This is a genomic window from Actinosynnema sp. NPDC091369, assembly GCF_044757065.1.
Classification (GTDB): domain Bacteria; phylum Actinomycetota; class Actinomycetes; order Mycobacteriales; family Pseudonocardiaceae; genus Actinosynnema.
In genome coordinates this window covers 960,633-985,057 of record NZ_JBIVUG010000001.1, presented here as the reverse complement: position 1 = coordinate 985,057, position 24,425 = coordinate 960,633, and the positions used below count along the sequence as shown (strand labels likewise).

The 24,425-nt window shown below is 70.8% G+C and carries 28 protein-coding genes and 1 tRNA gene; 19 read left to right on the top strand and 10 right to left on the bottom strand.

The features are described 5' to 3' along the window. Positions 1 to 160: 160 nt before the first annotated feature. Positions 161 to 1,912, top strand: a complete 1,752-nt coding sequence (locus ACIQMJ_RS04870) for an ABC transporter ATP-binding protein (RefSeq protein WP_499759650.1) — start codon at positions 161 to 163, stop codon at positions 1,910 to 1,912. A gap of 49 nt (positions 1,913 to 1,961) precedes the next feature. Here the strand turns inward: ACIQMJ_RS04870 and ACIQMJ_RS04865 are convergent, their stop codons facing one another. Next, positions 1,962 to 2,684 (bottom strand): hypothetical protein, encoded by a 723-nt coding sequence (locus ACIQMJ_RS04865; RefSeq protein WP_499759649.1) that lies wholly within the window; start codon positions 2,682 to 2,684, stop codon positions 1,962 to 1,964. A 57-nt stretch (positions 2,685 to 2,741) separates the two neighbouring features. Here ACIQMJ_RS04865 and ACIQMJ_RS04860 point away from each other — a divergent pair, with 57 nt between their 5' ends. Beyond that, positions 2,742 to 3,170, top strand: coding sequence for a hypothetical protein (locus tag ACIQMJ_RS04860; protein WP_499759648.1), 429 nt, complete (start codon positions 2,742 to 2,744; stop codon positions 3,168 to 3,170). Between the two features lie 84 nt (positions 3,171 to 3,254). Here ACIQMJ_RS04860 and ACIQMJ_RS04855 read toward each other — a convergent pair whose 3' ends face one another. From ACIQMJ_RS04855 to ACIQMJ_RS04845, 3 genes are all read right to left on the bottom strand, one after another. Then, positions 3,255 to 3,683, bottom strand: a complete 429-nt coding sequence (locus ACIQMJ_RS04855) for an OsmC family protein (RefSeq protein WP_141979781.1) — start codon at positions 3,681 to 3,683, stop codon at positions 3,255 to 3,257. Positions 3,684 to 3,802: 119 nt separating this feature from the next. Beyond that, positions 3,803 to 3,875: transfer RNA gene (locus tag ACIQMJ_RS04850), tRNA-Gly, on the bottom strand. Positions 3,876 to 3,901: 26 nt separating this feature from the next. Then, a complete protein-coding gene (locus ACIQMJ_RS04845) occupies positions 3,902 to 4,258 on the bottom strand; it encodes a DUF7674 family protein (RefSeq protein WP_499759647.1) in 357 nt (118 codons plus the stop codon). 290 nt (positions 4,259 to 4,548) lie between these two features. Between ACIQMJ_RS04845 and ACIQMJ_RS04840 the strand changes: the two genes are divergently transcribed. From ACIQMJ_RS04840 to ACIQMJ_RS04820, 5 genes are all read left to right on the top strand, one after another. Further along, complete coding sequence (locus ACIQMJ_RS04840; protein WP_499759646.1) at positions 4,549 to 5,904, top strand: sigma-70 family RNA polymerase sigma factor; 1,356 nt, start codon at positions 4,549 to 4,551, stop codon at positions 5,902 to 5,904. Between the two features lie 85 nt (positions 5,905 to 5,989). Then, a complete protein-coding gene (locus tag ACIQMJ_RS04835) occupies positions 5,990 to 6,424 on the top strand; it encodes a DUF983 domain-containing protein (RefSeq protein WP_499759645.1) in 435 nt (144 codons plus the stop codon). A 27-nt stretch (positions 6,425 to 6,451) separates the two neighbouring features. Continuing rightward, on the top strand, positions 6,452 to 7,315 hold the full coding sequence (locus tag ACIQMJ_RS04830) for a DNA-formamidopyrimidine glycosylase family protein (protein ID WP_499759644.1): 864 nt from the start codon (positions 6,452 to 6,454) through the stop codon (positions 7,313 to 7,315). 93 nt (positions 7,316 to 7,408) lie between these two features. Then, positions 7,409 to 7,678: a hypothetical protein gene (locus ACIQMJ_RS04825; RefSeq protein WP_499759643.1), complete on the top strand. Its 270-nt coding sequence runs from the start codon at positions 7,409 to 7,411 to the stop codon at positions 7,676 to 7,678. A gap of 186 nt (positions 7,679 to 7,864) precedes the next feature. Continuing rightward, on the top strand, positions 7,865 to 9,124 hold the full coding sequence (locus ACIQMJ_RS04820) for a histidine kinase (RefSeq protein WP_499759642.1): 1,260 nt from the start codon (positions 7,865 to 7,867) through the stop codon (positions 9,122 to 9,124). Positions 9,125 to 9,141: 17 nt separating this feature from the next. Here the strand turns inward: ACIQMJ_RS04820 and ACIQMJ_RS04815 are convergent, their stop codons facing one another. After that, positions 9,142 to 9,309, bottom strand: a complete 168-nt coding sequence (locus tag ACIQMJ_RS04815) for a hypothetical protein (RefSeq protein WP_170232115.1) — start codon at positions 9,307 to 9,309, stop codon at positions 9,142 to 9,144. A 53-nt stretch (positions 9,310 to 9,362) separates the two neighbouring features. Between ACIQMJ_RS04815 and ACIQMJ_RS04810 the strand changes: the two genes are divergently transcribed. The 9 genes from ACIQMJ_RS04810 (at position 9,363) to ACIQMJ_RS04770 (ending at position 18,057) form a co-directional block, all read left to right on the top strand. Then, positions 9,363 to 10,229: a S49 family peptidase gene (locus ACIQMJ_RS04810; protein WP_499759641.1), complete on the top strand. Its 867-nt coding sequence runs from the start codon at positions 9,363 to 9,365 to the stop codon at positions 10,227 to 10,229. A 61-nt stretch (positions 10,230 to 10,290) separates the two neighbouring features. Continuing rightward, complete coding sequence (locus ACIQMJ_RS04805) at positions 10,291 to 11,166, top strand: LytR/AlgR family response regulator transcription factor (RefSeq protein ID WP_499759640.1); 876 nt, start codon at positions 10,291 to 10,293, stop codon at positions 11,164 to 11,166. After that, the gene (locus tag ACIQMJ_RS04800) at positions 11,163 to 11,603 is read left to right on the top strand and encodes a hypothetical protein (protein ID WP_499759639.1); all 441 of its coding nucleotides are present in this window, start codon (positions 11,163 to 11,165) and stop codon (positions 11,601 to 11,603) included. Before ACIQMJ_RS04805 ends, ACIQMJ_RS04800 begins: the two co-directional genes overlap by 4 nt. Positions 11,604 to 11,638: 35 nt before the next feature. After that, positions 11,639 to 13,387, top strand: a complete 1,749-nt coding sequence (locus ACIQMJ_RS04795; RefSeq protein ID WP_499760246.1) for a sodium/solute symporter — start codon at positions 11,639 to 11,641, stop codon at positions 13,385 to 13,387. A 379-nt stretch (positions 13,388 to 13,766) separates the two neighbouring features. Beyond that, the gene (locus ACIQMJ_RS04790; protein WP_499759638.1) at positions 13,767 to 14,117 is read left to right on the top strand and encodes a DUF485 domain-containing protein; all 351 of its coding nucleotides are present in this window, start codon (positions 13,767 to 13,769) and stop codon (positions 14,115 to 14,117) included. Then, positions 14,114 to 15,700, top strand: a complete 1,587-nt coding sequence (locus ACIQMJ_RS04785) for a monocarboxylic acid transporter (protein WP_499759637.1) — start codon at positions 14,114 to 14,116, stop codon at positions 15,698 to 15,700. Before ACIQMJ_RS04790 ends, ACIQMJ_RS04785 begins: the two co-directional genes overlap by 4 nt. Before the next feature lie 371 nt (positions 15,701 to 16,071). Then, a complete protein-coding gene (locus ACIQMJ_RS04780) occupies positions 16,072 to 16,491 on the top strand; it encodes a hypothetical protein (RefSeq protein ID WP_499759636.1) in 420 nt (139 codons plus the stop codon). Between the two features lie 284 nt (positions 16,492 to 16,775). Continuing rightward, the gene (locus ACIQMJ_RS04775) at positions 16,776 to 17,150 is read left to right on the top strand and encodes a rhodanese-like domain-containing protein (protein ID WP_499759635.1); all 375 of its coding nucleotides are present in this window, start codon (positions 16,776 to 16,778) and stop codon (positions 17,148 to 17,150) included. A 1-nt stretch (position 17,151) separates the two neighbouring features. Beyond that, a complete protein-coding gene (locus ACIQMJ_RS04770; protein ID WP_499759634.1) occupies positions 17,152 to 18,057 on the top strand; it encodes a DUF4328 domain-containing protein in 906 nt (301 codons plus the stop codon). A gap of 259 nt (positions 18,058 to 18,316) precedes the next feature. Here ACIQMJ_RS04770 and ACIQMJ_RS04765 read toward each other — a convergent pair whose 3' ends face one another. Continuing rightward, positions 18,317 to 18,820, bottom strand: a complete 504-nt coding sequence (locus ACIQMJ_RS04765) for a GNAT family N-acetyltransferase (protein WP_499759633.1) — start codon at positions 18,818 to 18,820, stop codon at positions 18,317 to 18,319. Then, positions 18,817 to 19,062 (bottom strand): hypothetical protein, encoded by a 246-nt coding sequence (locus ACIQMJ_RS04760; RefSeq protein ID WP_499759632.1) that lies wholly within the window; start codon positions 19,060 to 19,062, stop codon positions 18,817 to 18,819. Before ACIQMJ_RS04760 ends, ACIQMJ_RS04765 begins: the two co-directional genes overlap by 4 nt. 10 nt (positions 19,063 to 19,072) lie before the next feature. Here ACIQMJ_RS04760 and ACIQMJ_RS04755 point away from each other — a divergent pair, with 10 nt between their 5' ends. Both ACIQMJ_RS04755 and ACIQMJ_RS04750 read left to right on the top strand, forming a co-directional pair. Then, on the top strand, positions 19,073 to 19,978 hold the full coding sequence (locus tag ACIQMJ_RS04755) for a helix-turn-helix domain-containing protein (protein ID WP_499759631.1): 906 nt from the start codon (positions 19,073 to 19,075) through the stop codon (positions 19,976 to 19,978). A gap of 14 nt (positions 19,979 to 19,992) precedes the next feature. Next, positions 19,993 to 20,205, top strand: a complete 213-nt coding sequence (locus ACIQMJ_RS04750; RefSeq protein WP_499759630.1) for a DUF397 domain-containing protein — start codon at positions 19,993 to 19,995, stop codon at positions 20,203 to 20,205. Here the strand turns inward: ACIQMJ_RS04750 and ACIQMJ_RS04745 are convergent, their stop codons facing one another. The 3 genes from ACIQMJ_RS04745 to ACIQMJ_RS04735 are packed head-to-tail and all read right to left on the bottom strand — an operon-like array spanning position 20,206 to position 23,087. Continuing rightward, positions 20,206 to 22,338 carry an ATP-binding protein gene (locus ACIQMJ_RS04745; protein ID WP_499759629.1) on the bottom strand — a complete coding sequence of 711 codons (2,133 nt, stop codon included), beginning with the start codon at positions 22,336 to 22,338 and terminating at the stop codon, positions 20,206 to 20,208. It lies immediately after the preceding gene. Further along, complete coding sequence (locus ACIQMJ_RS04740; RefSeq protein ID WP_499759628.1) at positions 22,319 to 22,915, bottom strand: DUF6879 family protein; 597 nt, start codon at positions 22,913 to 22,915, stop codon at positions 22,319 to 22,321. Before ACIQMJ_RS04740 ends, ACIQMJ_RS04745 begins: the two co-directional genes overlap by 20 nt. After that, on the bottom strand, positions 22,902 to 23,087 hold the full coding sequence (locus ACIQMJ_RS04735; RefSeq protein ID WP_499760245.1) for a hypothetical protein: 186 nt from the start codon (positions 23,085 to 23,087) through the stop codon (positions 22,902 to 22,904). Before ACIQMJ_RS04735 ends, ACIQMJ_RS04740 begins: the two co-directional genes overlap by 14 nt. A gap of 318 nt (positions 23,088 to 23,405) precedes the next feature. Between ACIQMJ_RS04735 and ACIQMJ_RS04730 the strand changes: the two genes are divergently transcribed. Continuing rightward, complete coding sequence (locus ACIQMJ_RS04730) at positions 23,406 to 24,422, top strand: glycerophosphodiester phosphodiesterase (RefSeq protein WP_499759627.1); 1,017 nt, start codon at positions 23,406 to 23,408, stop codon at positions 24,420 to 24,422. Positions 24,423 to 24,425: the final 3 nt, after the last annotated feature.

The following is a 24,425-nucleotide window of genomic DNA, read 5'->3' as shown; positions in this document are numbered from 1 at the left end:
ACCGCGAAGACAACCGGATCGTTACCGCTCGGGGTCCGTGTGATCCCGCACGTCGCGCCCCGGTCCGGCGGCGACGTGACGAAACCTACGATGTGAGAGCGCTCCCCACACGGCGCGGTGTGGGTGTCCCGTCACCCCGCCGTCCGCAGGAGCACGCAGCATGACCCACGGTCCGCTCGACCACCGCTACCGCGGCGAACACCCCGTCCGCACCCTGCTCTACCTCTTCCACGAGGACCGCGGGAAGCTCGCACTCGGGGCGGGCGCGTTCTTCGTCAAGCACAGCCCCACCTGGTTGACGCCGGTCATCACGGCGCACGTGATCGACGTCGTGGTGCGGCGCGAGCCGGTCTCCGGCATCTGGCTCGGCGCGGGGTTGCTGCTGGTCATGCTGGTGCTGAACTACCCGTTCGCGGTCCTCTACACGCGCTGGTGGTACGGCAGCGCGCGGCGGATGGGCATGAGGACGCGGTCGGCGCTCAGCCGGCGCATGCAGGAGCTGTCCATCGGCTACCACGCGCGGGTCAGCGCGGGTGTGTTGCAGACCAAGGTCATCCGCGACGTCGAGAGCATCGAGACGTCCACGCAGCAGGTCGGCGACCAGGGCCTCTCGGCGCTGGCGACGTTGAGCGGCGCGCTGGTCGTGATCGCGCTGAGCGCGCCCGCGTTCCTGCCGGTGTTCGTGCTCGTCGTGCCCGCGGCGGCGGTGCTGGTGATGTGGCTGCGCGGCAGGCTGCGCGCGTACAACGAGTCGTTCCGCCAGGAGGTCGAGCAGCTCTCGTCCCGCGTCGGCGAGATGACCACGCTCATCCCGATCACCCGCGCGCACGGCCTGGAGCGCACCGCCCTCAACCGCATGGACGGCACGCTGCGCCAGGTCTTCGCCGCCGGCATGAGGCTCGACGGCCTCAACGTCCGCTTCGGCGCGCTCGCCTGGATCCTGCTCAACGCCCTGGGTGTCGGCTGCCTCGCGGGCTCGGCCCTGGCCGCCTACCACGGCTGGCTCTCCGTCACGCCCGGTGACGTGGTCATGCTCAGCGCCTACTTCGCCTCCCTGACCGGCGCGGTGACGACGCTGATGAGCCTGACGCCGTTGATCAGCAAGGGGTTGGAGTCGGTGCGGTCGCTGGGCGAGGTGCTGGAGGCGCCGGACCTGGAGCACAACTCGGGCAAGGCGCGGGTCGACGTCGTGCACGGCGGCGTGCGGTTCGAGGGCGTCGGGTTCGCCTACCCCGGGTCGGAGCGGCCCTCGGTCGTCGACTTCGACCTCGACGTGCGGCCGGGGGAGACGATCGCGCTGGTCGGCGCGTCCGGCGCGGGCAAGTCGACGGTGGTGAACCTGGTGATCGGGTTCCTGCGGCCGACCGGGGGGCGCATCCTGCTCGACGGCGTCGACATGGAGGCGCTCGACCTGCGCAGCTACCGGCGGTTCCTGTCGGTGGTGCCGCAGGAGTCGATCCTGTTCGAGGGCACGATCCGGGACAACGTCACCTACGGGCTGGACGACGTGCCCGAGGACGTGGTGCGGCGGGCGCTGGCCGACGCCAACGCGCTGGAGTTCATCGACCGGCTGCCGACCGGGCTGGACACCGTGGTCGGCGAGCGCGGCGCGCGGCTGTCCGGTGGGCAGAAGCAGCGGCTGGCGATCGCGCGGGCGCTGATCCGCGACCCGCGCGTGCTGGTGCTGGACGAGGCGACGTCCGCGCTGGACAACCGGTCCGAGGCGTTGGTTCAGCAGGCGCTGGCCCGCCTGGTGCACGGCCGCACGGTGTTCGTGGTGGCGCACCGGCTGTCCACGATCCGCAACGCCGACCGGATCGTCGTGCTGGACGACGGGCGGATCGCGGAGGTCGGCTCGCACGACGAACTGCTCCGGTCCGGTGGCCCGTACGCGCGGGCGCAGAGCGCGTAGCGGCACCGGACGGGGCTTCGGCAGGGCGAAGGGGGAGGGTTCGGCCCGCTCAGCCCTTCTTGGTGAGCAGGGTGGGGCCGACGATGCGGCGCGCGATCCGGCGCAACCGGCTGCGCGGCGCGGGCGGGGGCGTCGGCTTCGCGGCGGGGGCGGGGGCGGGAGCCGGAGCGGCGGGCTGAGCAGCGGTCGCGGGCTCGGTCGCGGGTGGCGCGTCGGCGGCGGGCGCGGGCGCACCGGGAGCGACGGCCGGCACGGCGGCGTCCGGTGCGGCGGGTGCGGGCGGGAACGCGGACCCGTTCGTGCCCGGCGCTGCGGGGGCGGGGGCGAAGACCGAGCCGTTGGTGGTCGACGCGAAGGCGGACGCGTCGGCTGCCGGAGCGAAGACCGAGCCGTTGGTGGCCGGTGCGAAGACGGACCCGTCGGCTGCGGGGGTGAAGGCGGACCCGTTCGCCGCGGGGGCGAAGAGGGACCCGTTGGCGGCCGGCGCGGCGTCGGAGCCGTTGGCGGCGGGGGCGAAGAGGGACCCGTTGGCGGCGGGCGCGGGGGTGCCGTTGGTCGAGCCGTTCAGCCTGCCGTTGAACGCGCCGGTGACCGGCTCGAACTTCGTGGTGGCCGCGGCGGCGGGGGAGGCGGGGATGGGGGCGAGGTTGGTGGCGGTCATCGGCTCGTTGGTGGGCCAAGCCGGTTCCGGCGCGGCGGCGACGGGCTGCACGCGGACCGTGGGCGTGTCGTTGGTTCGCTGGGGCTGGGTGGGCACCTGGCTGGACGTCACGCCTCGATCTTGCCAAAACACGTTCGGTGATCCGGTGCCGGGCGAGCTCAGCAGAAGATGATCCCGCACGGTCTGCGGGTCGTCGTCGTGGTGGTTGTGGTGGTGGGACGCCGTGTGGTGGTCGTGGTCGGCCGCGCGGTCGTGGTGGTCGTCACAGTCGTCGTGGTGGTGGTGACGCCGGACGTGGTGGACGTCGTCGTGGTCGTGCTGCTGCTCGACGTCGTCGTGGTGGTGGTCGTGCCCGACGAACTGGTCCTGGACGCCGTGGTGGCGGTCGCGGTGATCGAGCGGCTCGGCTGCTCGCTGCGCTTGACGACGACGATCTCACCGCTGTCGGTCGGCTCCAGGCCCCGCGGCGCCCGGGTGATGCTCCCGTGCGCCGCCAAGAGGGCGGCCACCGCCGCACCGATCAGGGCGCCGAAGGCGAGCCGGCCGGAACCACCCAACGCCGTGAGCATCCCCAACGACTACCGGCCTCACTCGTAAGGGTCAAATCTTTCGGGACAACTGGTACCGGCCTGACACTTCGGGTATCGGGCCGGTACCAGCGACGTCAGCCGGCGACCGGGGTCACTGCTGGAGGGTGGCCGTCAGCGTGATCTCGGTGCCCGCGAGCGCCTTGCTGACCGGGCAGTTCTGCTTGGCGTTCTCGGCGGCTGCCGCGAAGCCCTCGGCGTCCAGGCCGGGCACGACCGCGGTGACGGTCAGGTGGATGCCGGTGATGCCGGTGCCGGGCTGGAACGTCACCTCGGCCGAGGTGTCGACCTGCTGCGGCGGGGTGCCCGCCTGCGCGAGGCCGTGCGAGAGGGCCATCGAGTAGCAGGACGAGTGGGCCGCCGCGATCAGCTCCTCCGGGCTGGTCTTGCCGTTCGCGGCCTCGGCGCGGGACGGCCAGCTGACGTCGAACGCGCCGACGCCGGACGACTCGAGGGCGACGTTGCCCTTGCCCTCGAGCAGGTTGCCTTCCCAGTGCGTGGTCGCCTTGCGGGTGGTGGCCATGTGCGCAACTCCGTCTTCGACGAGGAAACCTTCGACGCCAAACCTAATGGTGATCGCCGGCGCGTGCCGTCACCGGACGTGCGAAAGGCCCCCGGTGCGGTACCGGGGGCCTTTCGAAGAGCGGATGACGAGACTCGAACTCGCGACCCTCACCTTGGCAAGGTGATGCGCTACCAACTGCGCTACATCCGCCTGTTGGTGACAACTATAGACCACCCTCAAACCGCGTTTCGACCGGGGGGTCCCGACTGCGCCAGCAGCCGGTCTACCTCGGTCAACCGCTCCTTCGGCCAGCGCCACTCCCACAGCGGCCGGACCCGGTCCACGACCTCCGCCGGCAGCCACGGCGCCACCTCGTCGCGCAGCTCCCACTCGTCGAACACGTGCTCGTAGAAGCTGACCACCGAGGCGTCGGACAGGAACCGCTCGGGCTGGCGGAAGCACCAGTGCGCGAAGCCGTACACGCGGCCCAGCACCTCGCGGTCGCCGTCGCGGTGCGCCTCCAGGGCCAGCTGCCACAGCTCGGACAGGAACACGTGGCAGGACCACGACTCGCGCTCGACAACGGCGCTCAACTCGGGGAGGAGGGCGGAAGCCCTTGTGCGCCAATCGACCACGCGGCAGGAGCGTACTCGTCACCGGCGGTCCCGCAGCGCGATCGGCGACCACCCGACGCCCACCCGTGACCGGTCCGTCACCGACCGCGAGCGCTGCCACCGCCGCGCGCGGGTGCTCTGATTAGGCCGGACGGCCGACGCCGACCGTCGGGTGTTCGGTATCGGCTCGCTATCGCTTCGGGCCGGAACCAGCCGGCTGTGGCATCTTGACCACTGGACGACGGGCAGGGCGGGAGGTGCCGGGCGGGATGGCCGGAGATGCCGATTTCGACCGGGAACTGCTCGCCAGGGTCAGGGCGGGTGACGACGCCGCGTTCGGCGAGCTGTTCACCCGTCACGCCGACGCCGTCCGTCGGTTCGCCCTCCGGCACGTGCGTGAACACGCCGAGGCCGACGACCTGACCGCGGAGGCGTTCTTCCGGGTCCTCCAGGCGATCCGCCGGGGCAACGGCCCGACCGACCACGTCCGCACCTACCTGCTGACCGTCGCGCGCCGGGTGGCGTGGGAGTGGAGCGGGCGGCGGCGGGACGTGCCGGTGGAGGACGAGGAGCTGAGCCTGCGGGTCGAGCCGTTCCCGGACGTCACCGCGAACCGGCCGGAGCACGCGCTGATCTCCCGCGCGTTCACGAGCCTGCCCGAGCGGTGGCGCACGGTGCTGTGGCAGGTCGAGGTGGAGGGCGAGCGGCCCGCCGCGGTCGCGCCCAGCTTCGGCCTGAGCCCGAACGCGATGGCGGCGCTGGCCCGCCGGGCCCGCGAGGGGCTGCGCGCGGCGTACCTGCAGGCGCACCTGGCCGCGGACACCGGGCCGCGGGCGTGCAGCTCGGTGGTCGCGAAGCTCGGCTCCTACACGGCGGGCGGCGCGCAGGGCGCGGAGCAGAAGCGCATCCGCAAGCACCTCCAGACCTGCTCCTCCTGCAACGCGCTGCACGCCGAGCTGGTCGAGGTGTGCTCGACGCTGCGGGCGCACGCGGCGAGCATCGCGGTGCCGGTGGCGGCGACCGCGCTGCTGAGCCCGGCGGTGTTCGGCCCGGTGGTGCTCGGCAAGGCGGCGTGGCTGACCGGCCGGGTGAAGCTCGCGCTGGCGGCGACCGCCTCGGCCGCGGCCGTCGGCCTGTTCGGGGTGCTGGCCGGGACGTTCACCGGCGCGCCGGGACCGGCGCTGGTCCAGTCGGGCCCGGACGGCGCGCCCGGCGAGAACGTGCTGGCGCTGTGCTCGACCTCGCCGACCGTGACCGGCACGGCGACCAGCGAGACGTCGCCGCAGCCGCCGGCCGACGCGCTGCGGGTCGTGCGCACGAAGGCGGTCCAGGCGCAGCGCCCGGCGCCGACGACGACGGCGTCCGCGGCCACCCCGCCGCGGGTGGAGCCGACCGGCTCGACCGCGCCCGCCGAAGCGCGCTCGCTGGACCTGACCCCGACGTCGTCGCCGGACCCGACGTCGGACACCCGCACGGCGCTGCTGGCCACCACGACGACCCCGACCACCGCCGTCACCAGCACCGAGGCACCCAAGTCGGCGGGCACGCCCACGTCGAGCGGGCCGGTGCTCACGCCGACGACCGTGACGCTGCACCCGACGCCGGGCCGCCCCGAAGCCCGGTGAGGGCGGGTTTCACCCACGAGGTGCAAGACTTTGCCGGTAGCGTGGAGAACGCTGAGTGATCGCTCGACGTCTTGAGGAGACGGTGATGACGCGGCTGGTGCGCGGGGCTGACGGCCGGATGTGGACGGTGCGCAGCCAGATCGAGTGGCGCAACCCGTCGATCGACGCCGACTTCGAGCACGACGTGAGCGGCGGCCACGGTCCTGGCGTGCTGATGCTCGCCATCGTCATCGGGATGGGCGTCATCCTGGTGGCGTGGACGCCGCCGGAGGTCGTCGTGCCGGCGTGGCTGATCGTGGCGCTGGTCCTGGTGTTCCTGTTCTTCCCGGTGCGCTGGGCGGTGCGGCGGCCGTGGCTGGTGGCGGCGGAGTCGAAGAAGACCGAGGAGCTGCCGCCGGAGCGGTGGGTCGGCTCGGTGCGCGGCTTCCTGACCGTGCGCAACGAGGTCGCCAACGTGGCCCGCAAGATCGAGATGTACTCGCTGCCCGACCTGGACGGTCCGCTGCAACCGGTCGACTGACGGCCGTTCGCGGGTGACACTGTCGGGGTGCCGGAACTGCCCGAGGTCGAGGCGCTCGCCCACCACCTGCGCGAGCACGCCGTTGGACGGCGCGTGCACCGGGTGGACGTCGCGTCGTTGCAGGTGTTGAAGACGTTCACGCCGCCGTGGACCGAGCTCCAGGGACGCGAGGTGACCGGCGCGGGCCGGTTCGGCAAGCACCTGGACCTCGACTGCGGCGGCCTGCACCTGGTGGTGCACCTGGCGCGGGCCGGGTGGCTGCGCTGGTCGGAGCACCTGTCGGCGGCCCCGCCGAAGCCGGGCCGGGGTCCGCTGGCGCTGCGCGTGCACCTGGGTCCGCCGGGCGAGGGTCCGGGGTTCGACCTGACCGAGGCGGGCACGAAGAAGGGCTTGGCCGCGTGGGTCGTGAACGACCCCGCGGACGTGCCGGGCATCGCGCGGCTGGGGCCGGACGCGCTGTCGGTGACGCGCACCCAGCTCGAAGACCTGTTCTCGGGTCGCACCGAGCGGTTGAAGACGGCGTTGACCGATCAGGCGGTGCTGGCGGGCGTCGGCAACGCGTACTCCGACGAGATCATGCACACCGCGCGGCTGTCGCCGTACGCGACGGTAGGCAAGTTGTCGGCGGAGGCGCTGGACCGGCTGCACGAGGCGTTGATCTCGGTGCTGGACGACGCCGTGGCGCGGTCCGTCGGCCAGTCCGCGGCGACACTGAAGGGTGAGAAGCGGTCGGGGCTGCGGGTGCACGCGCGGACCGGTCTGCCGTGCCCGGTGTGCGGTGACGTGGTGCGCGAGGTCTCGTTCGCGGACAAGGCTTTCCAGTACTGCCCGACGTGCCAGACGGGTGGCAAGCCGCTGGCCGACCGGCGCATGTCGAGGCTGCTCAAGTAGGTCACACGGACGAGTGGCTTGCGCCGTTCGTCGGCTGAGCGTCACCGCGACCGGGAACTACTCCAGGAGTCCGCTCGACCACCTGGAGGAGCTATGAACCAGCGCATCGCCGCCGCGCTGATCGGTACCACCATGGGCCTGGCCACGTTCGCCGGTTCGACCATCGCCGTCTCGGTCGCCTCCCCGGAGCCCGCGCCGCCGCAGTTGCAGCAGGACCAGGTGTCGGAGGTGATCTGCGAGGTGCTCAAGAAGCTGGACCTCCTCGACCACCCGGCGCTGGAGGACCTGGTGAAGAACCTCAAGTGCGAGAAGAAGGAAAAGCCCACCACGACCACGACGACCACCACGACCAAGGCCCGTTGATCCGGGAGTGGGCCGTTCCGATCAAGGGGTGCGACCCGAGTGATCGGGTCGCGCCCACGCTCAGTGATCATAGGGCATGGTGATCACCCGTTCGGGTAAGCGTTCTGCCACGGTTGCCGCCAATTCATCGGATGTGCACGTCTCGCCCCGCCGAGCCCCTTGCCTATACCGCCCCCACAGCACAGCATGGACGCCGTGCGGGACCTCCTGACCGAGCGCGCTGTGCTCGGACTCATCGCGACCCTGGCCGTCCTCGGCCTCTTCGTGATGCTGTGCCGTGCCCGCCGCGTGAGCACGTCGGTCGAGGACGCCGTGATGGACATGCTGCACCGCATGTCCAAGGCGTCGGCCGACCTGCGCGAGGGCTTGACCGAGGACGCGGCGAACAAGGCGACCCCGCACCTGCGGGAGATGCTGCGGTGCGTCGCGGTCGGCATCACCGACCACGAGGGCACGCTGCTGTCCTGGGACGGCGGGGCCAACGACCACTACGAGTTCCTGCGCGCGTTCATCGAGCGCGCGATCGGCGAGGGCCACAAGGAGCACGTCGAGCACCGCAAGCTGGAGTGCGAGCTGCCCGGCCCGTGCTCGCTGCACAGCGCCGTGATCGTCCCGCTGGTGGTGGAGGGCGACGTCGCCGGCACGTTGATCGTGGTCAGCGGCGTGGCGAACAAGCGGCAGATCCGGATGGCGGAGGAGACCGCGCGGTTCGTCTCCACGCAGCTGGAGCTGGAGGTGCTCCAGAAGTCGCGGCAGGCTCTGGCGCAGGCCGAGGTCCGGGCGCTGCGGGCGCAGATCTCGCCGCACTTCGTCTACAACGCGCTGAACACGATCTCGTCGCTGATCCGCACCGACCCCGGGCACGCGCGGGAGCTGCTCCAGGAGTTCGCCGAGTTCACCCGGTACTCGTTCCGCACCGACGGCTTCTTCACCACGCTGGCCGACGAGCTGACCAACATCCACCGCTACCTGACCATCGAGCAGGCGCGGTACGGGTCGCGGCTCAACGTGCGGTTGAAGATCGCGCCCGAGGTGCTCCAGGTCGTGCTGCCGTTCCTGGTGCTGCAACCGCTGGTGGAGAACGCCGTGCGGCACGGCCTGGCGAAGAAGCCCGGCGGCGGCCTGCTCACGATCATCGCCGAGGACAACGGCGCGGAAGCGCTGATCTCGGTCGAGGACGACGGCGTCGGCATGGACCCGGACCGCCTCTTCGACGACCTGAAGGACGCCCACCAGACCGGCGCGCACGTCGGCCTGGGCAACATCAACCACCGGATGCGGGCGGTGTTCGGCGACGACTACGCGCTGGTCGTGGAGACCGCGCCGGACGCCGGCATGAAGATCATCCTGAAGATCCCGAAGTACCGGCCGGGCGTGCAGACCAACCTGCCGCTGGTGCCGCCGCGGCTGGAGGACACCACCGAGCAGCCCGCCGTGAACGCCTGATCAGCGGCCCGGCCGGCTCACGCGGCGGCGATCGCGAGGACCGTCACCGTCATGACCGCGCACACGCTCCACGTGATCCACATCCAGTAGACGTGCATGGCGGTGGGACCGTCCGCATTCTTGCGGCCCCGGTCGTCCCACCACTCGACGTAGCGTTCGAGCCACCGGAACGGGTTGAACGTCACCGGTCGATGTTAGCCGTGTCACTCGGGTCGCGGTGACACGTAAGGTCGGAGCCATGAGCGTGACGGACAAGATCGCGGCCCGGCTGCCCAGGATCGTCGCCGAGCGGACCGAGCGCGGACCCGTGGTGGCCGCCGTCCGACTGCACGGCGTCATCACGCCGACGCCGACCCCGATGGCCCGCAACACCATCAGCATGCAGACCGTGGAGAGCGCGCTGACCCGCGCGTTCGAGCACGACCGGCTGGTCGCCGTCGCCTTGCTGATCAACTCGCCCGGTGGCGCGCCGACGCAGTCCGCGCTGGTCGCCGAGCGCATCCGCGAGCTGGCCGCGAAGAAGAAGGTGCCGGTCCTGGCGTTCTGCGAGGACCTGGCGGCCTCCGGCGGCTACTGGCTCGCGTGCGCGGGCGACGAGGTCTACGCGCACGGCACGTCCCTGGTCGGCTCGATCGGCGTGGTCAGCGCGGGCTTCGGCCTGAACGGGCTGATCGAGCGCTACGGCGTCGAGCGGCGCGTGCACACCGCCGGGGAGAACAAGGTGCGGCTCGACCCGTTCAGCCCGGAGAAGCCCGAGGACGTCGAGTGGCTCAAGGGCCTCCAGGCGCAGCTGCACGAGCAGTTCGTGGCGTGGGTCCGGGAGCGCCGCGGCGCGAAGCTGACGGCGACCGACGACGAGCTGTTCAACGGCGAGGTGTGGACCGGCGCGAAGGCGGTCGAGCTGGGACTGGTCGACGGCCTCGGCACGCTGCGCAGCGTCGTCGCCAAGCGCTACCCGGACGCGGAGATCGCGATCGCCGAGCCGCGCCGGCCGCTGCTGGCCCGCCTCGGACTCGCCGGCGCGACCACCCGATCGGGGGACTTCCTGGCAGAGGGGTTGGCGGCGCTGGAAGAGCGGGCGCGCTGGTCGCGATTCGGGTTGTGAGGTAACGCCCCGGTGGCCGTCCGGCGACCGGCGTAGACAGCGACCCCGCCGGGTCGGCAAGATGCGCGGCACAGTGAGCACCCCAGTGATGAGTAGCGCAGTGAACAATCGCACGGACAGCACCGGTCTCCTCGTCCTGGCGGTGGACGACGAGGCGCCCGGTCTGAGCGAGATCAAGTACCTGCTCGAGAGCAGCCCGCACATTCGACGCGTGCTCACGGCCTTCGACGCGGCCGAGGCACTGCGCATCCTCCGGGGTGACTACGACGTCGAGGTGATGGACCGCACCCGGGCTGGGCTGCCGCCGGTCGACGCCGTGTTCGCCGACATCAACATGCCGGGGTTGAGCGGGACGGACCTCGCGCGCGTGCTCGGCGCGTTCCGCCAGCCGCCCGCGCTGGTGTTCGTCACGGGTGTCGAGCACTCGGAGGCCGTGGTGGCGTTCGAGGTGGGCGCGCTGGACTTCGTGACCAAGCCGATCAACTCCGACCGGGTCAACAAGGCGATCTCGCGGGTCGTCGACCGGGTCGCCGCGACACCGGCGGCCACCCCGGAGCCCGCCGCGGCGGAACCGCAGGACGACGAGGTGATCCCGGTCGAGCTGGGCGGCACCATCAAGCTCGTGCCCCGGGCCACCGTCCGCTACGTCGAGGCGCAGGGCGACTACGCCCGCCTGCACACCAACGACGGTGCGAGCCACCTGGTCCGCATCCCGCTGGCGCAGCTGGAGGAGCGCTGGGAGAACGCCGGGTTCGTCCGCATCCACCGGTCCTACCTGGTGGCACTGCCGCTGGTGACCGAGCTGCGGATGACGTCGAACGGGTACGCGGTGGTGATCGGTTCCGGCGAGGGCGCGAAGGAGCTGCCGGTCAGCCGGCGGCACACGCGTGAGCTGAAGGAGAGGATCGTGCGCCCCCCCAAGAGCAGTTGGGGATGACCAAGCACTCCGGCCCACCCGGGCAACCGGACCAGCCGCAGCCGGCCGAGCGCGACGCCTGGCTGTCGGTGTCGGCGCGCAAGAACCGCCGCAGGCGGGTGGTGCTGGCGGACCCGCGCGGCCGCGGGCGGGTGCTGCGCACGATCATCGAGCTGGAGGAGCAGACCAGCGTCGGCGAGAAGCTGATCCGCGACCTGATCCGCACCCAGCTGCGCACCGGGCTGGCCCTGGGCGGCAGCACGTTGCTGCTGCTGGCGTCGTTGCCGCTGGTGTTCTACGCGGTGCCGTGGCTGGCCGAGGTGGAGTTCGTGGGCGTGCGGCTGCCGTGGCTGCTGCTGGGCCTGGTGCCGTTCCCGCTGTGCTACGGCGTCGGCTACGCGTACCGAAGACTGGCCGAGCGGCACGAGCAGGACTTCGTGAGTTCGGTGGACCGGTGATCGACAACCCGTGGAGCCTGGTGCTCGTCGGCGTGATGGCGGTGCTGACGTTCTCGTTGGGCTACGTGGGTTCCCGCCGCGCGAACACGACCCCGGACTTCCTGGTGGCCCGCCGGGCCGTCCCGGCCACCCGCAACGCCGCCGCGATCTCCGGCGAGTACCTGTCCGCCGCGTCGTTCCTCGGCGTCGCGGGGCTCGTGCTCAAGGACGGCGTCGACGCGCTGTGGTACCCGATCGGCTTCACCGCGGGGTACCTGGCGATGATGCTGTTCGTGGCCGCGCCGCTGCGGCGGTCGGGCGCGTACACGCTGCCGGACTTCGCCGAGGCGCGGCTGGGGCCGTCGAACCTGCGGAAGTTCTGCACGTTCTTCGTGATCTGCATCGGGGTGCTGTACCTGGTGCCGCAGTTGCAGTCGGCCGGGTTGACGCTGAACACGATCACCGGCCTGCCCGCCTGGCTGGGCGGCGTGGTCGTGACCGCGATCGTGGTGGTGAACGTCCTCGGCGGCGGGATGCGCGCGATCACGCTGGTGCAGGCGTTCCAGTACTGGGGCAAGCTGTTCGCCATCGCCGCGCCGACGTTCGTGCTGTTCACGTTGTTCCTGGCCGGGCCGGGCAACGGGGCGCAGCCGGTGGACGACTCGGGCGTGCTGCGGTTCCCGGAGCGGGTCGAGGTGACCACGGTCGACCCGGTGCGGGTGCGGGTGGACGTGCCGATGGAGCTGTCCGCGACCGGGCTGGTGAACGGCTACCCGACCGACGGGCAGGTGTACTGGACGCCGGGCCGGTACGAGGTGGGCGCGGACACCGAGCTGCGGTTCGCGGCGGGCTCGCCGGTGCCGGTGGTGGAGGGGTCGCCGACGTCGAACCACGACTGGCTGCGGCCGCAGACCGAGGGCCTGTCGGGGCTGTTCGAGACGTACTCGCTGATCTTCGCCACGTTCCTGGGCACGATGGGGCTGCCGCACGTGCTGGTGCGGTTCTACACCAACCCGGACGGGCGGGCGGCGCGGCGCACGGCGCTGCACGTGCTGTACCTGCTGGGGTTGTTCTACCTGTTCCCGACGGTGCTGGGCGTGATCTCCCGCCAGTACCTGCCGCAGCTGCTGGTGACGGGGAAGACGGACGCGGCGGTGCTGCTGCTGCCGACCACGATGCAGCCGAACCTGCTCGGCCAGGTGCTCGGCGCGGTGGTGGCGGCGGGGGCGTTCGCGGCGTTCCTGTCCACGTCGTCCGGGCTGCTGGTGTCGGTGGCGGGGGTGGTGTCGACGGACATCCTGCCGGGCAAGGTGCGCGACTTCCGGTGGGCGACGGTGCTGACCGGCGCGGTGGCGATCGGGTTGGCGCTGGTGCTGCCGCGGGCGGACGCGTCGTTGACGGTGGCGATGTCGTTCGCGTTGGCGGCGTCGACGTTCTGCCCCTTGTTGTTGTTGGGCATCTGGTGGCGCGGGTTGACGTGGGTCGGCGCGATGGCCGGCCTCGTAATCGGCGGCGGGCTGGTGATCGCCTCGCAGGTGGTGACGGTGGTCAGCTCCTACACCGGGCAGTGGGCCCCGTCGGTGCTCTCGCAGCCGGCGCTGGTGACCGTGCCGGTCGCGTTCCTGACCATGGTGATGATCAGCAAGCTGACCGCGCGCCGCAAGCCCGAGGACGTGAACCAGATCCTGCTGCGGTTCCACGCGCCGGATCCGCTCGGTTTCATGCGCGACCGGGAGTCGCGCTTCGGCGGGTCCGAGGAGAACTCGCGGTCGACGCGCGGCGACGACGTGAGCCCGACTCCCTGATTGGTGAACTGCCTCACAGCGGTGTTTGAGGCAGCGGCGCTCGACGAGCCTGGGAGCAGGGCCTCCCGCACCCGCCTTACCACGTGATGACCTGCGACGTCCCCGCTCGGCTCAGTGGCCTGTGGCTGAGAGTGGGCATAGGTCTCAATCGGGTGAAGATAACCACACCGATCCGGTTATCGGTGACTTCAATCACCCGAGTGGCAGTTCGTCTCAGCATTACTACCGCTCATCGCATCACTCGACTGTTGAGCGCAAGGTCACACGAAAGGTCTTTCAGGCGTGAGCCAGGTCTCCCTACGGTGCACGGCGTATCAGGAACGCACCAGGAGGTCTTACGTGCCGTTCACACCGTCGTCTAGTACGCGAGGAGGGGACCGTGAGCACCTCTGAGCAGCACTCCCCAACCGACGCCCAGGGCAACCACGACTGGGTGGAGGTGCAGAACAGCCCCGACTTCCGCGAGCTCCGCCGGCGGCTGCGCAGCTTCGTCTTCCCCATGGCCGGCCTGTTCCTGGCCTGGTACCTGCTGTACGTCCTGCTCGCCGACTACGCCCACGGGTTCATGTCGACGAAGGTCTTCGGCAACATCAACGTCGGTCTGATCCTCGGGCTGCTCCAGTTCGTGTCGACGTTCGTCATCACGACGCTGTACGTGCGCCACGCGAACAAGAACCTCGACCCCAAGGCGGAGAAGATCCGCAACGAGCTCGAAGGGGGTCACGCGTGAACGGCAACCCGCTGCTCAACATCGGCATCTTCGCCGTCTTCGTCGCCGCAACCCTGGTCGTCGTCATCCGGGCCAGCCGCAACACCAAGACGGCCGCCGACTACCTGGCCGCGGGCCGGTCGTTCACCGGTCCCCAGAACGGTGTCGCGATCGCCGGCGACTACCTGTCGGCCGCGTCGTTCCTCGGCATCGCGGGCGCGATCGCGCTCAACGGCTACGACGGCTTCCTGTACTCCATCGGCTTCCTCGTCGCGTGGCTCGTCGCCCTGCTGCTGGTCGCCGAGCTGCTGCGCAACACCGGCAAGTACACGATGGGCGACGTGCTGAGCTTCCGCATGCGCCAGCGCCCGGTGCGCGCGGCGGCGGCCACGTCGACCATGGCCGTGTCGTTCTTCTACCTGCTGGCCCAGATGGCGGGCGCGGGCGGCCTCGTCGCGCTGCTGCTCAACATCACCGGCAAGCTCGGCCAGGCGATCGTGATCGCGGTCGTCGGCGCGCTGATGATCGCCTACGTGCTCATCGGCGGCATGAAGGGCACCACCTGGGTGCAGATCATCAAGGCCGTGCTGCTGATCATCGGCGCCGGCGTGATGACGATCTGGGTGCTCGGCAAGTTCGGCCTGAACCTGTCCGGCCTGCTCGGCTCGGCCGTGGAGAACGCGCCGAAGGCCGGCGAGAAGCTGCTCGGCCCGGGTCTGCAGTACGGCGCGACCGGCACCTCGAAGCTGGACTTCCTGTCGCTGGCCCTCGCGCTGGTGCTGGGCACGGCCGGCCTGCCGCACATCCTGATGCGCTTCTACACCGTGCCGACCGCGAAGGAAGCCCGCCGCTCGGTGGTCTGGGCGATCTGGCTGATCGGCCTGTTCTACCTGTTCACGCTGGTCCTGGGCTACGGCGCGGCGGCGCTGGTGGGCCCGGACAAGATCAAGGCGGCTCCGGGTGGGGCGAACTCGGCGGCTCCGCTGCTCGCCGAGGCGCTCGGCGGACCGCTGCTGCTCGGCCTGATCGCGGCGGTCGCGTTCGCCACGATCCTCGCGGTGGTGGCCGGTCTGACGATCACCGCGTCGGCGTCGTTCGCGCACGACATCTACGCCAACATCATCAAGAAGGGCGAGGTGGAGGACAAGGACGCCGAGGTCAAGGTGGCGCGGCGGACGGCGATCGTGATCGGCATCGTGTCGATCCTCGGCGGCATCGCGGCCAACGGCCAGAACATCGCGTTCCTGGTGGCGCTGGCGTTCGCGGTGGCGGCGTCGGCGAACCTGCCGACCATCCTGTACTCGCTGTTCTGGAAGCGGTTCAACACCTCCGGCGCGCTGTGGAGCATCTACGGCGGTCTGGCCGTGACGATCACGCTGATCGTGCTGTCGCCCGCGGTGTCCGGCAAGCCGACCTCGATGTTCAAGAACGTCGACTTCGCGCTGTTCCCGCTGTCCAACCCGGGCATCGTCTCGATCCCGGTGGCGTTCCTCCTCGGTTACCTCGGCACGGTCCTGTCGAAGGAGAACGACAAGGACAAGTACGCGGAGATGGAGGTGCGCGCCCTCACCGGCGTCGGCGCCGAGAAGGCGGTCTCGCACTAGCCGTCGCCTGCCTGTCCGGGGCCGCCATCCCTTCGGGGGTGGCGGCCCTTTCGCATCTGTCGGTATCGAGAACCGCAATATTGCGCCCGTCCTCCCCGAGGCTTCATCACATTGTCGGAATTGTGGGCCGCCGACATTCTTCTATCGTGTGGAATCATCGTCGCAAACGGGTGACCGTGTAACGGTGAGTGCGCCCCTCACGATCGATCCATCGAGATATGTGCGGTGAGTTCGGTGCTGACTGCTCCATTGCGGTGATGGATCACTCCGGACCGCTGGGTGTCTGGTGTTCAGAAGGATAATGAGGTGCGCGTTGCGGACGGACGGGTCGAATTCGTGTGGATTCCTCACGTCGGGAAGGGGTGATCGGTATGCGTGAGGTGCTGATCACTGTCGTGCTGGCCGCGGGGACCGCACTGTTGCAGTTGATCATGAAGGGGATCAGCCGTACCGATCTGCCGGGGAAGAGGCACGGGTTGAGCCGTGACGACGTGCTCTTCTGGACCGACTGGACCATCGCCGCGAGTCTGGCGCTGGGAGGGTCCACCGTGGTGGCGGCTGGTTCCAACAAGCCCATACCTGTTGCGCAGGTGCTGGTGAGCCTCGTGTCGATCCTGCTCAGCTGCAGTGCTTTCCCGTTCTTCCTCCGCGTGTTCGCCTACGAATCCGGTGCGCGCATGAAGGCTTGGGGTTGGAAAGGCGCCGGGTGGATACTCGTGGCGAATCTGGTCGGTGTTCTCGTATTGCTCGGAGCTGTCTTCGCGGGGGTGAGCGTCTATGAGTTCGGGTAAACCCGGCGAATTAGCTGCAGGTGAGCGGAAGAAGGCTACGCGGGGGGAGCGGTACACGGCGGCGGGCCTGGGTTTCGCCACCGTCGCCTCGTCGGTCGCCTCCGTGGTCGTGACCGCCGGGTTGAGCGCTATTCCGTCGATAGCCGCTGCTGTCGTGGCCGCGACCGGTGTGACCGCGGTCGGGCTCCACCAGACGAAGCGGAAAAAGCACGCGGGGTAGGGGAAGGACTGCGGCCCGGCGGAGTGGTGCGCACCAGCGCCCGCTGACGATGGGCGGACATCTCATGCCGGACCCACAAACGCCGTGGCAGCATGGTCGCGTGACCGTTCCCAGCGTTGAAGTGTCCGAGGTGCCGGCTCAGCTGCCGGAGGGCAAGGTGCTGCTCGACGTGCGCGAGGCCGACGAGTGGCAGGCGGGCCACGCGCCGGGCGCGCTGCACATCCCGATGAGCGAGCTGGCGGGCCGGCTCGACGAGCTGCCGGGTGACGCCGAGTTCTACGTCGTGTGCCGCGCCGGCGGCCGTTCCGCCCGCGTCACGCAGTACCTCAACGCCAACGGCTGGGAGGCGACCAACGTCGACGGCGGCATGCAGGTGTGGGCCGCCACGGGCCGCCCGCTGGTCGGTGAGGTCGACGGCGCGGAGCCCGAGGTCATCTGACATGGCGCTGCGACCGCTGCGGGTGGACTGGGTGGCGACCCCGCCACCCGGCGCCTACCCGCACCGTCGCCAGGGCGCGCCGCGCCGGGCGTACACCGGCCCGCCGTCGTACCCGGTGCCACCGCGCTGGGGCTTCCCGCTGCTGGCGTGGCGCTGGCCGACGTCCGTCGCCACGGACGACGACCGGCCCACCGACTCCATCGACCAGGCCCAGCGGTCGGCCCGCACGGCGTCCCACGCCCTCGGACTGGCCGCGCTGACCGCCGTGTGGGCGGCGGGCAGTGAGCTCTGGCGCTACGTGTTGTTGCTGCTCAGCCGCTACGGCGCGATGTCGGAGACCACGGTCGGCGTGTCCGACGCGATGGTCGTGTCGTCGTCGGTGGTGACGGTCGTGGCGTCCGTGCTGGCGCTGGTCTTCACGCTGCTGTGGCTGCGCCGCGCCCGCAACGCCGCCGCCGCGGAGGCGGGCTACGGCCCGTCCCGGTCGGACCGCGAGGTCCTGATCGGCCTGGTGGTCCCCGGCGTGAACCTGGTGGTCCCCGGTTCGGTGCTGGCCGAGCTGGAGCACGCGGCGCTGCGCGAACCCGCCACCGCCCGCCCCGCGCCGTCCAAGCTGCTGCGCTGGTGGTGGGGCCTGTGGGCGGCCACCGGCCTGTTCGTCGGGTTCACCCTGCTGTGGGACCTGCGCGACAGCGTGCAGGCGATGGCGGACGGCGTGCTGCTGCACGCGGTCGCGGACCTGCTGGCGGCGGCCGTGGCGATCGTGACGGCGGTCGTGGTCCGCCACATCACCGCGTTGCTGCTGCCGGTGGACGCCGCCGCGATCCGCCGGATGCGGGTGGTCGACGTCAAGGACGCGCCCACCCCGGTCCTGCGTCCCGTCCGGCCTTCGGGCTCGCCCCGCTGACCTGCGCGGTCACCGCGGCGTGACCACCCGTTCGGCGAGGAAGTCCGCCCGTTCATCCGCGCCGGCAGCAGCGTGCGACGCCGGCCGGTGCGCCCAGCGTCAGCTCCACCAGGCGTTCGGCCACGTCACGGGCGTCGACCGGCTCGAACCGCAGCCCGCCGGGGATCGGCACGACCGGCAGCTTCGCTTCGGCCGACTGTCCCCGTTCGCCCGTCCCGACCTGGTCAACGGTGCCGCCGGGGTCGACGTCCTGGCCGACTCAGCCCGCCTGTCCGGGCTCGTGGACGTACAGGGCGAACGGCTCGCCACGATGGAGGAAGTCGTGGCTGTAGGCGAAGCCGAGACGGTCCATGACCGCCCGTGAACGCAGGTTGTGCGTCTCGGTGAAGGCCACGACGTCCGATGCCGCCAGCTCGACGTAGGCGACGGTCAACGCCGCCCGACCGATCTCGGTGGCGAACCCCTCGCCCCAGAACCGCCGCCGGACCGCCCAACCCGCCTCCAGCCGGCGGACACCGTCGACCTCGGTGTACGACAGGCCGCCCCGACCGATCAGCTCACCGGTCTCGCGGTGGTGCGCCAACCACTTGTGGACGCCCTCCGTCCGCCACGCCTCGGCCATGTGCACGGCGGCGTTGAGGGCGTCCTCCTCGGTCCACGGGCCGTACCACTCGGCGATGCCCGGGTCCTGGTGGAGCAGGTGCAGCTCTCCGGCGTGCGCAGGGCCGATCGGCGTCAACCGCAGGCGCGACGTGGTGTTCATGCGGTTCGGTCCTCCTGCTCGAGTTCCTCGTACTCCCAGACGAGCGCGAGGGGGATGCGCCTGCCGTACCGGTTGAGCGCCGATTCGGCGGACGAGTGCTGGCCGATGAACGTCCGGCCGGTCTCGGGGTCACGCCGGTAGACGACGGCGTCCGACCGGTCCTCGTCCAGGATTTCCATGCCCCAGGCGAAGATCCGGTTGCGGTCGGTCGCGTCCACCAGGCTGAAGAGGTTCGCTTCCACGCCGACGACTGTGCGGCCGGGAGATCCGCCCGATGCGGTGAAGCACAACGGGATTCCCGCATCCGCGCTTCCCGCCGGATCATGCTGCCCTGTGCCCACCCCGCCACCGTTCCGCCGCCGTCGGTTGGGGCGCAAGCTCACCCGGATGCGGACGCAAGCCAAGCTGACGCTCGAAGAGGCCGCCAAGGCCCTCTATCGAAGCAAGTCCACGCTGCACCGACTGGAGAACGGCGAGACGATCCTGGACGTCCACCTCGCCAAGTCGATGATGGACCTCTACGACCAGTACGACCCCGACCTCATCGACCAGGTGCTGCGCGCCCGCGAACCCGGCTGGTGGACCACCTACGGCATCGAGAACCAGGGCTACATCGACGTCGAGACCGAAGCCGCCCACGTGCGCGACCTGTCGCCGCTGATCATCCCGGGCCTGCTCCAGACGACCGGTTACATGCGCGCGGTGTTCGAGGCGCACCGCCTCAAGCGCACGAAGCGGTGGCTGGAGAACGACATCCGCGTCCGCCAGATCCGGCAGCAGCGCTTGGCCGAACCCGACCCGCTGCGCCTGCACGCGATCATCGAGGAAGCCGCGCTCCGCAAGGTCGTCGGCGGCCGTGAGGTGATGCGCGAGCAGTTGGCGCACCTGCTCGACATGGCGAAGCGGCCCAACGTGACGATCCAACTGGTGTCGAGCGAGCAGGGCGTGGTCGACGGCATGGCGACGGCGTTCACGCTGCTGGGCTTCGCCGGGCCGGACGAGCCGGAGGTCCTCTACATCGAATACCTGACCGGAGCGCTGCACATCGAGGCGGAGCGGGAGCTGCAAGAGGCTAGACTGACGTTCGGTTTCGTGGCCTCCCGGGCGTTGAGCCCGGAGGATTCGGTGGCCTTGGTCGAACGGGTTCTGGCCGAGTGAGAGAGGCGGTGGACGTGTCCACAGTGGACCTCTCCGGCGTGACGTGGCGCAAGAGCAGCCGGAGCAACGGCGCGAGCAATGCCAACTGCGTCGAGGTGGCGTTCGCGGGGCGGGCGCTGGTGGCGGTGCGGGACTCGAAGAACCCCGACGCCGCGACGCTGGCGTTCCCCGCCGTCGGGTGGTCCTCTTTCCTGCGCGCCGTCGACTCGCCGCGGGGCACCGCCTGATCAGCTCGTCCCCAGACGCGCGCGTGCCACCTCGACCTCCGGCGCGCCGACGCGCTCCAGCACCACCAGGGCTTCGGACCACTGCCTGCGGGCGTCCGCCGCATCACCCAGCGCCGCCAGCACGTCCCCGAGGTTGAGCAGGCTCAACGCCTCCTTGTGCGGGTGGTCGAACCGGCGGAACACCGACAGCGCCTCGCGGTGGCACGCCAGCGCTTCCGCGTACTCGCCCGCTCCCAGGTGCGAGAGCCCGAGGGAGTTGAGCGCCAGTCCCACGGACAGCCGGTCGTCGGTCTCCCGGAACACCGCCGACGCCTGCCTCCCGTAGTCGATCGCCTCCCCGAACCTGGCCATGGCGCGGTGGCAGTCGCCGAGGCTGAGCAGGCACATGCCCTCGCCGCGCCGTGCGCCGGCGCGTCGCAGCGTGACCAGCGCACGTCGGTAGTGCTCGGCGGCGACCTCGAACCGCCCGGCCTTCTCCTGCACCAGACCGATCCCGCGCATCGCGAAGCCCTCGGCGCGACCGTTGCCGATCCGCCCCGCCAGGTCGGCGGCTTCCCGGTAGTGCGCCAACGCCTGGTCCGACTCGCCCAGGATGTGGTGGGCGTCCCCGAGCCCGACGAGGTTGGCCACGGTCCACGGGGCTGAGCCGATCTCCTTCGCCGAGCGCAGGCCCGTGGCGTAGACGTTGCGGTAGTCCGACCAGTAGGCGCGGACCTCGAAGAAGCCCGCCATCGCCTTCGGCATCGTGGCGGCGATGTCGTGGTGCCCGAGCGCGGACGCCTGGTCGAGGGCGTCGAGCAGGTTGAACCGCTCCGCTTCGAACCACCGCAGCGCGGCGTCGGCGTCGGCGAACACGAGCGGGGCGACCTCGTCGGCCGGGTCGGCGGCGGTGACGTCGAGGACCAGGTCGGGGAGGAACGCCCGGCGGGCGTTCGCGGCGGACAGGAGGTACCAGCGCAGGCTCCGGCGAACGGCGTGACGCCGTTCGGCCCCGGTCTCGTCCGCCACCGCGCGGTCCGCGGCGTAGGTGCGCAGGAGGTCGTGCAGCCGCCAGCGGTCGGTGGCCGTCTGCTGGAGGAGGTTCGCGGTGGTCAGCAAGCCGAGCAGGCGGCGCACCGGGGCCGGGTCGGAACCGGTGAGGGCAGCCGCGGCGGCCGTGCCGAAGTCGGCTCCGGCGTGCAGGCCGAGCAGCCGGAACAGCCGTGCCGCGTCGGGTGGCAAGCGGTGGTAGGACCAGGAGAAGACCGTTCGCACGTCGGCGAGCTCGTCGTCCGACGCCAGGGCGTCCAGCCTGCGGTACTCGTCCGCCAGCTCGTCGGCGAGGTCGGCGAGGGACAGGTACTCCTGCTCGATCAGGCGTTCGGCGACGATCCGCAGCGCGAGCGGCAGGTGGCTGCACCACCGGGCGATCCGTCCGGCCGCCTCGGGTTCGGCGTCCACCCGGCGGGCGTCGACCAGGCGGCGCAGCATCTCCAACGACTCGGCCGGCGTCAGCACGTCCAACACGACCGGTTCAGCTCCCTCCACGGCGATGAGACTGGACAGCCGGCTGCGGCTCGTGATGACGGTCATGCAGGTCGGCGAGGCGGGCAGCAGGGGCCGGGTTTGAGCGGCGCTGACCGCGTTGTCGATCAGGATCAGCACCCGCTTGCCGTCGAGCAGGGAGCGGTAGAGGGCAGCGGCGGAGTCGAGGTCCGCCGGCACGCGCTCGGCCGGCACGCCCAACGCGTGCAGGAAGAACTCGACGCCCTGGAACGCGGTCAACGGCGGACCGGCCCCGTAGCCCCGCAGGTTCAGGTAGAGGTCGCCGTCCGGGAAGCGGTGCCGGACGCGGTGCGCCCAGTGCAGCGCCAACGACGTCTTGCCGATCCCCGGCGCGCCGGCGACCGCGGTCAGCACCACCGTCCCGGCGCCCTCGGCCGGTCGACCGGCCACGAGGGCGTCGAGCGAGGCGAGCTGGGCCTCCCGGTTGACGAATTTCGCCGGGGCCATCGGCAGTTGGCGCAGGGAGGCGGCGCCGCCGTCACCGGACCGGTGGACGGTGATGCCGCCGTGAACGGTTCCGGCCTGCACCACGGCGGCCACCGGACCGGAGACCTCGTTGCTCGTGCCCTCAGGTCGCTGTTCGACCATCTTCGTCGGTCCTGACGAGGCCACCGCTTTCTCGTCGCAGATATCGGTGGAATGGCGTGCTGTGCGCCATGGCCAATTCTTTGTAACGCACGTAGTCCGCGGGATCGGTGTCCGCGAGCAGCTCACGACCGATCTGCAGGCCGTCCTGGTAGTGCATGAGGACGACCACCCGGTCGTCGAAGAGCCAGAAGTCCTGCGCGGGCAGTTCCCGCACCACGTCGTCGTCCTGGTCCAGAACCCGAATGTCCTCGCCGGCCGAGGAGTTGCCGGGGTAACCCCATTCGAACTGGCTGCGCTGGTAATCGGTCGGCGGTCGCGTCACGACCCGGACGCGTTGCACGGCCCGGCCGGAACTGCGGTAGGAGCGCAGGCGCTCGTGCCAGGCCGAGTTGAACCCGCTGGGCATCGGCAGGCCGGACCGGAAGCGCTCCAGGAGCCCGTCCTCGCCGGCGACCCGGTACTCGGGCAGCGTCTCCAGCCTGAACGCCGATGTGGTGAACTCGCGCCACACGCGCGCCCAGTCGTCGCCCGCCAGCCAGTTCCCACCCGAGCGCAGGTGGGGTTCACCCGGCCGCACGAGCGGCCTCGCGCAACAGGTCGACCGGGATCTCCACCAACGCCTCGCCCGGTGAGAGGCGGACCCGGCCGGGGTCGGTCACGATGACGCCCTGGACGGCGATGGTGCCGCGATCGGTGGCGTACACGGTGGGGCAGTCGTCGTTCTGGCAGTCGCCCGCCAATCGGATCATTTCCACTCGAACCCCCTTCGGATAACCTGGGGGTCACACCGTACCGACCCGTTCTGTTAAGGCTCCAGCGCTGAACGGGTACTTCCGCCGGCAATATCCGCAGAAGTGGGGAGATCGATATTCCATTAGCGTAGAGAATTCTCCCGAAAGAGTGTCCGGTTGACGCTGCGTGGCCGCCCGGAGAGGGTAATGCCACGTGATCTCGACTGGATTGGGTGTTTTTCACGCTTTGCGGTGAACTGCGGCGCGGTCCGGTGTTCACCGTCCGGACTCTTGTGCTTCGCGTTCCCGCGACGTCCGCGTGCCAGGGTGGACCGCATGCGGGTACTCGCGGTGGCACTGGTCCTGGCCCTGTCGACCTCCGGGGTGGCGAGCGCCGACGGCGGTCGGGAGTTCGACCTCCAGGCGCACCGCGGTGGGATCGGGCTGACGGTCGAGAGCACGTTGGCGGCGTTCGGCAAGGCGCTCGAAGTGGGCGTCACGACGTTGGAGCTGGACGTCCAGATCACCAAGGACGGCCGTGAGGTCGTCACGCACGACCGCAGGACGAACCCGGCCAAGTGCGTCGACACCGCGCCCGCGTTCCCCGGCGACCCGGCGTTCCCGTACGCGGGCAAGTACGTCAAGGACCTGACGTTCGCGCAGGTCCGCACGCTGGACTGCGGTTCGCGGCGGTGGGCGCAGTACCCGGACCAGGAGTTGTCGCCGGGCGCGCGGATGCCGACCCTGGCCGAGGTCTTCGCCCTGGCCCGCAGCTACCGCGCGTTCCACGTGAAGTTCAACATCGAGACGAAGGTTGAAGCCGCCGCCCCGCACGAAACCGCGCCGCGCGAGCAGTTCGTGGCCGTCACGGCCCGCGAGATCCGCGAGTCCGGCTTCTACCGCAACGTCACGATCCAGTCGTTCGACTGGGGGACGCTGATGCTGTGGCGGCAGGCCGAGCCGCGCATCCCGCTGGTCGCGCTGACCCAGCCGGAGTTCCTGCGCCCCGGTTCGCCGTGGACGGGCGGCCTGGACCTGGCCGACTTCGGCGGCAGCGTGGTCAAGGCCGTGCAGAGCTTCGGCGCGTCCGCCCTGTCCCCGGTGCACGGCAACCCGCAGGGCGGGAAGGCGGGTGACCCCGACTACGTCCCGTTCACCACGAAAGCCCTGGTGGACGAGGCCCACGCGCACGGCCTGAAGGTCGTCCCGTGGACCGTCAACGACCCGGCCACCATGCACAAGCTGATCGACGACGGCGTGGACGGCCTGATCACCGACTACCCGGACCGCCTGCGCACCGTGCTGGCCGACCGCGGCCTCAAGCTGCCCAAGCAGTACCGCGCGCACCGCTAGCCC

What these genes read in the sequence shown, in the direction of transcription:
- ACIQMJ_RS04870 (WP_499759650.1), top strand. Translation starts at nt 161, where the DNA reads ATGACCCACGGTCCGCTCGACCACCGCTACCGCGGCGAACACCCCGTC.
- ACIQMJ_RS04860 (WP_499759648.1), top strand. Translation starts at nt 2,742, where the DNA reads ATGATCCCGCACGGTCTGCGGGTCGTCGTCGTGGTGGTTGTGGTGGTG.
- ACIQMJ_RS04855 (WP_141979781.1), bottom strand. Translation starts at nt 3,683, where the DNA reads ATGGCCACCACCCGCAAGGCGACCACGCACTGGGAAGGCAACCTGCTC.
- ACIQMJ_RS04840 (WP_499759646.1), top strand. Translation starts at nt 4,549, where the DNA reads ATGGCCGGAGATGCCGATTTCGACCGGGAACTGCTCGCCAGGGTCAGG.
- ACIQMJ_RS04835 (WP_499759645.1), top strand. Translation starts at nt 5,990, where the DNA reads ATGACGCGGCTGGTGCGCGGGGCTGACGGCCGGATGTGGACGGTGCGC.
- ACIQMJ_RS04825 (WP_499759643.1), top strand. Translation starts at nt 7,409, where the DNA reads ATGAACCAGCGCATCGCCGCCGCGCTGATCGGTACCACCATGGGCCTG.
- ACIQMJ_RS04820 (WP_499759642.1), top strand. Translation starts at nt 7,865, where the DNA reads ATGGACGCCGTGCGGGACCTCCTGACCGAGCGCGCTGTGCTCGGACTC.
- ACIQMJ_RS04810 (WP_499759641.1), top strand. Translation starts at nt 9,363, where the DNA reads ATGAGCGTGACGGACAAGATCGCGGCCCGGCTGCCCAGGATCGTCGCC.
- ACIQMJ_RS04805 (WP_499759640.1), top strand. Translation starts at nt 10,291, where the DNA reads ATGCGCGGCACAGTGAGCACCCCAGTGATGAGTAGCGCAGTGAACAAT.
- ACIQMJ_RS04800 (WP_499759639.1), top strand. Translation starts at nt 11,163, where the DNA reads ATGACCAAGCACTCCGGCCCACCCGGGCAACCGGACCAGCCGCAGCCG.
- ACIQMJ_RS04795 (WP_499760246.1), top strand. Translation starts at nt 11,639, where the DNA reads ATGGCGGTGCTGACGTTCTCGTTGGGCTACGTGGGTTCCCGCCGCGCG.
- ACIQMJ_RS04780 (WP_499759636.1), top strand. Translation starts at nt 16,072, where the DNA reads ATGCGTGAGGTGCTGATCACTGTCGTGCTGGCCGCGGGGACCGCACTG.
- ACIQMJ_RS04775 (WP_499759635.1), top strand. Translation starts at nt 16,776, where the DNA reads ATGCCGGACCCACAAACGCCGTGGCAGCATGGTCGCGTGACCGTTCCC.
- ACIQMJ_RS04770 (WP_499759634.1), top strand. Translation starts at nt 17,152, where the DNA reads ATGGCGCTGCGACCGCTGCGGGTGGACTGGGTGGCGACCCCGCCACCC.
- ACIQMJ_RS04765 (WP_499759633.1), bottom strand. Translation starts at nt 18,820, where the DNA reads ATGAACACCACGTCGCGCCTGCGGTTGACGCCGATCGGCCCTGCGCAC.
- ACIQMJ_RS04745 (WP_499759629.1), bottom strand. Translation starts at nt 22,338, where the DNA reads ATGGTCGAACAGCGACCTGAGGGCACGAGCAACGAGGTCTCCGGTCCG.
- ACIQMJ_RS04735 (WP_499760245.1), bottom strand. Translation starts at nt 23,087, where the DNA reads ATGATCCGATTGGCGGGCGACTGCCAGAACGACGACTGCCCCACCGTG.
- ACIQMJ_RS04730 (WP_499759627.1), top strand. Translation starts at nt 23,406, where the DNA reads ATGCGGGTACTCGCGGTGGCACTGGTCCTGGCCCTGTCGACCTCCGGG.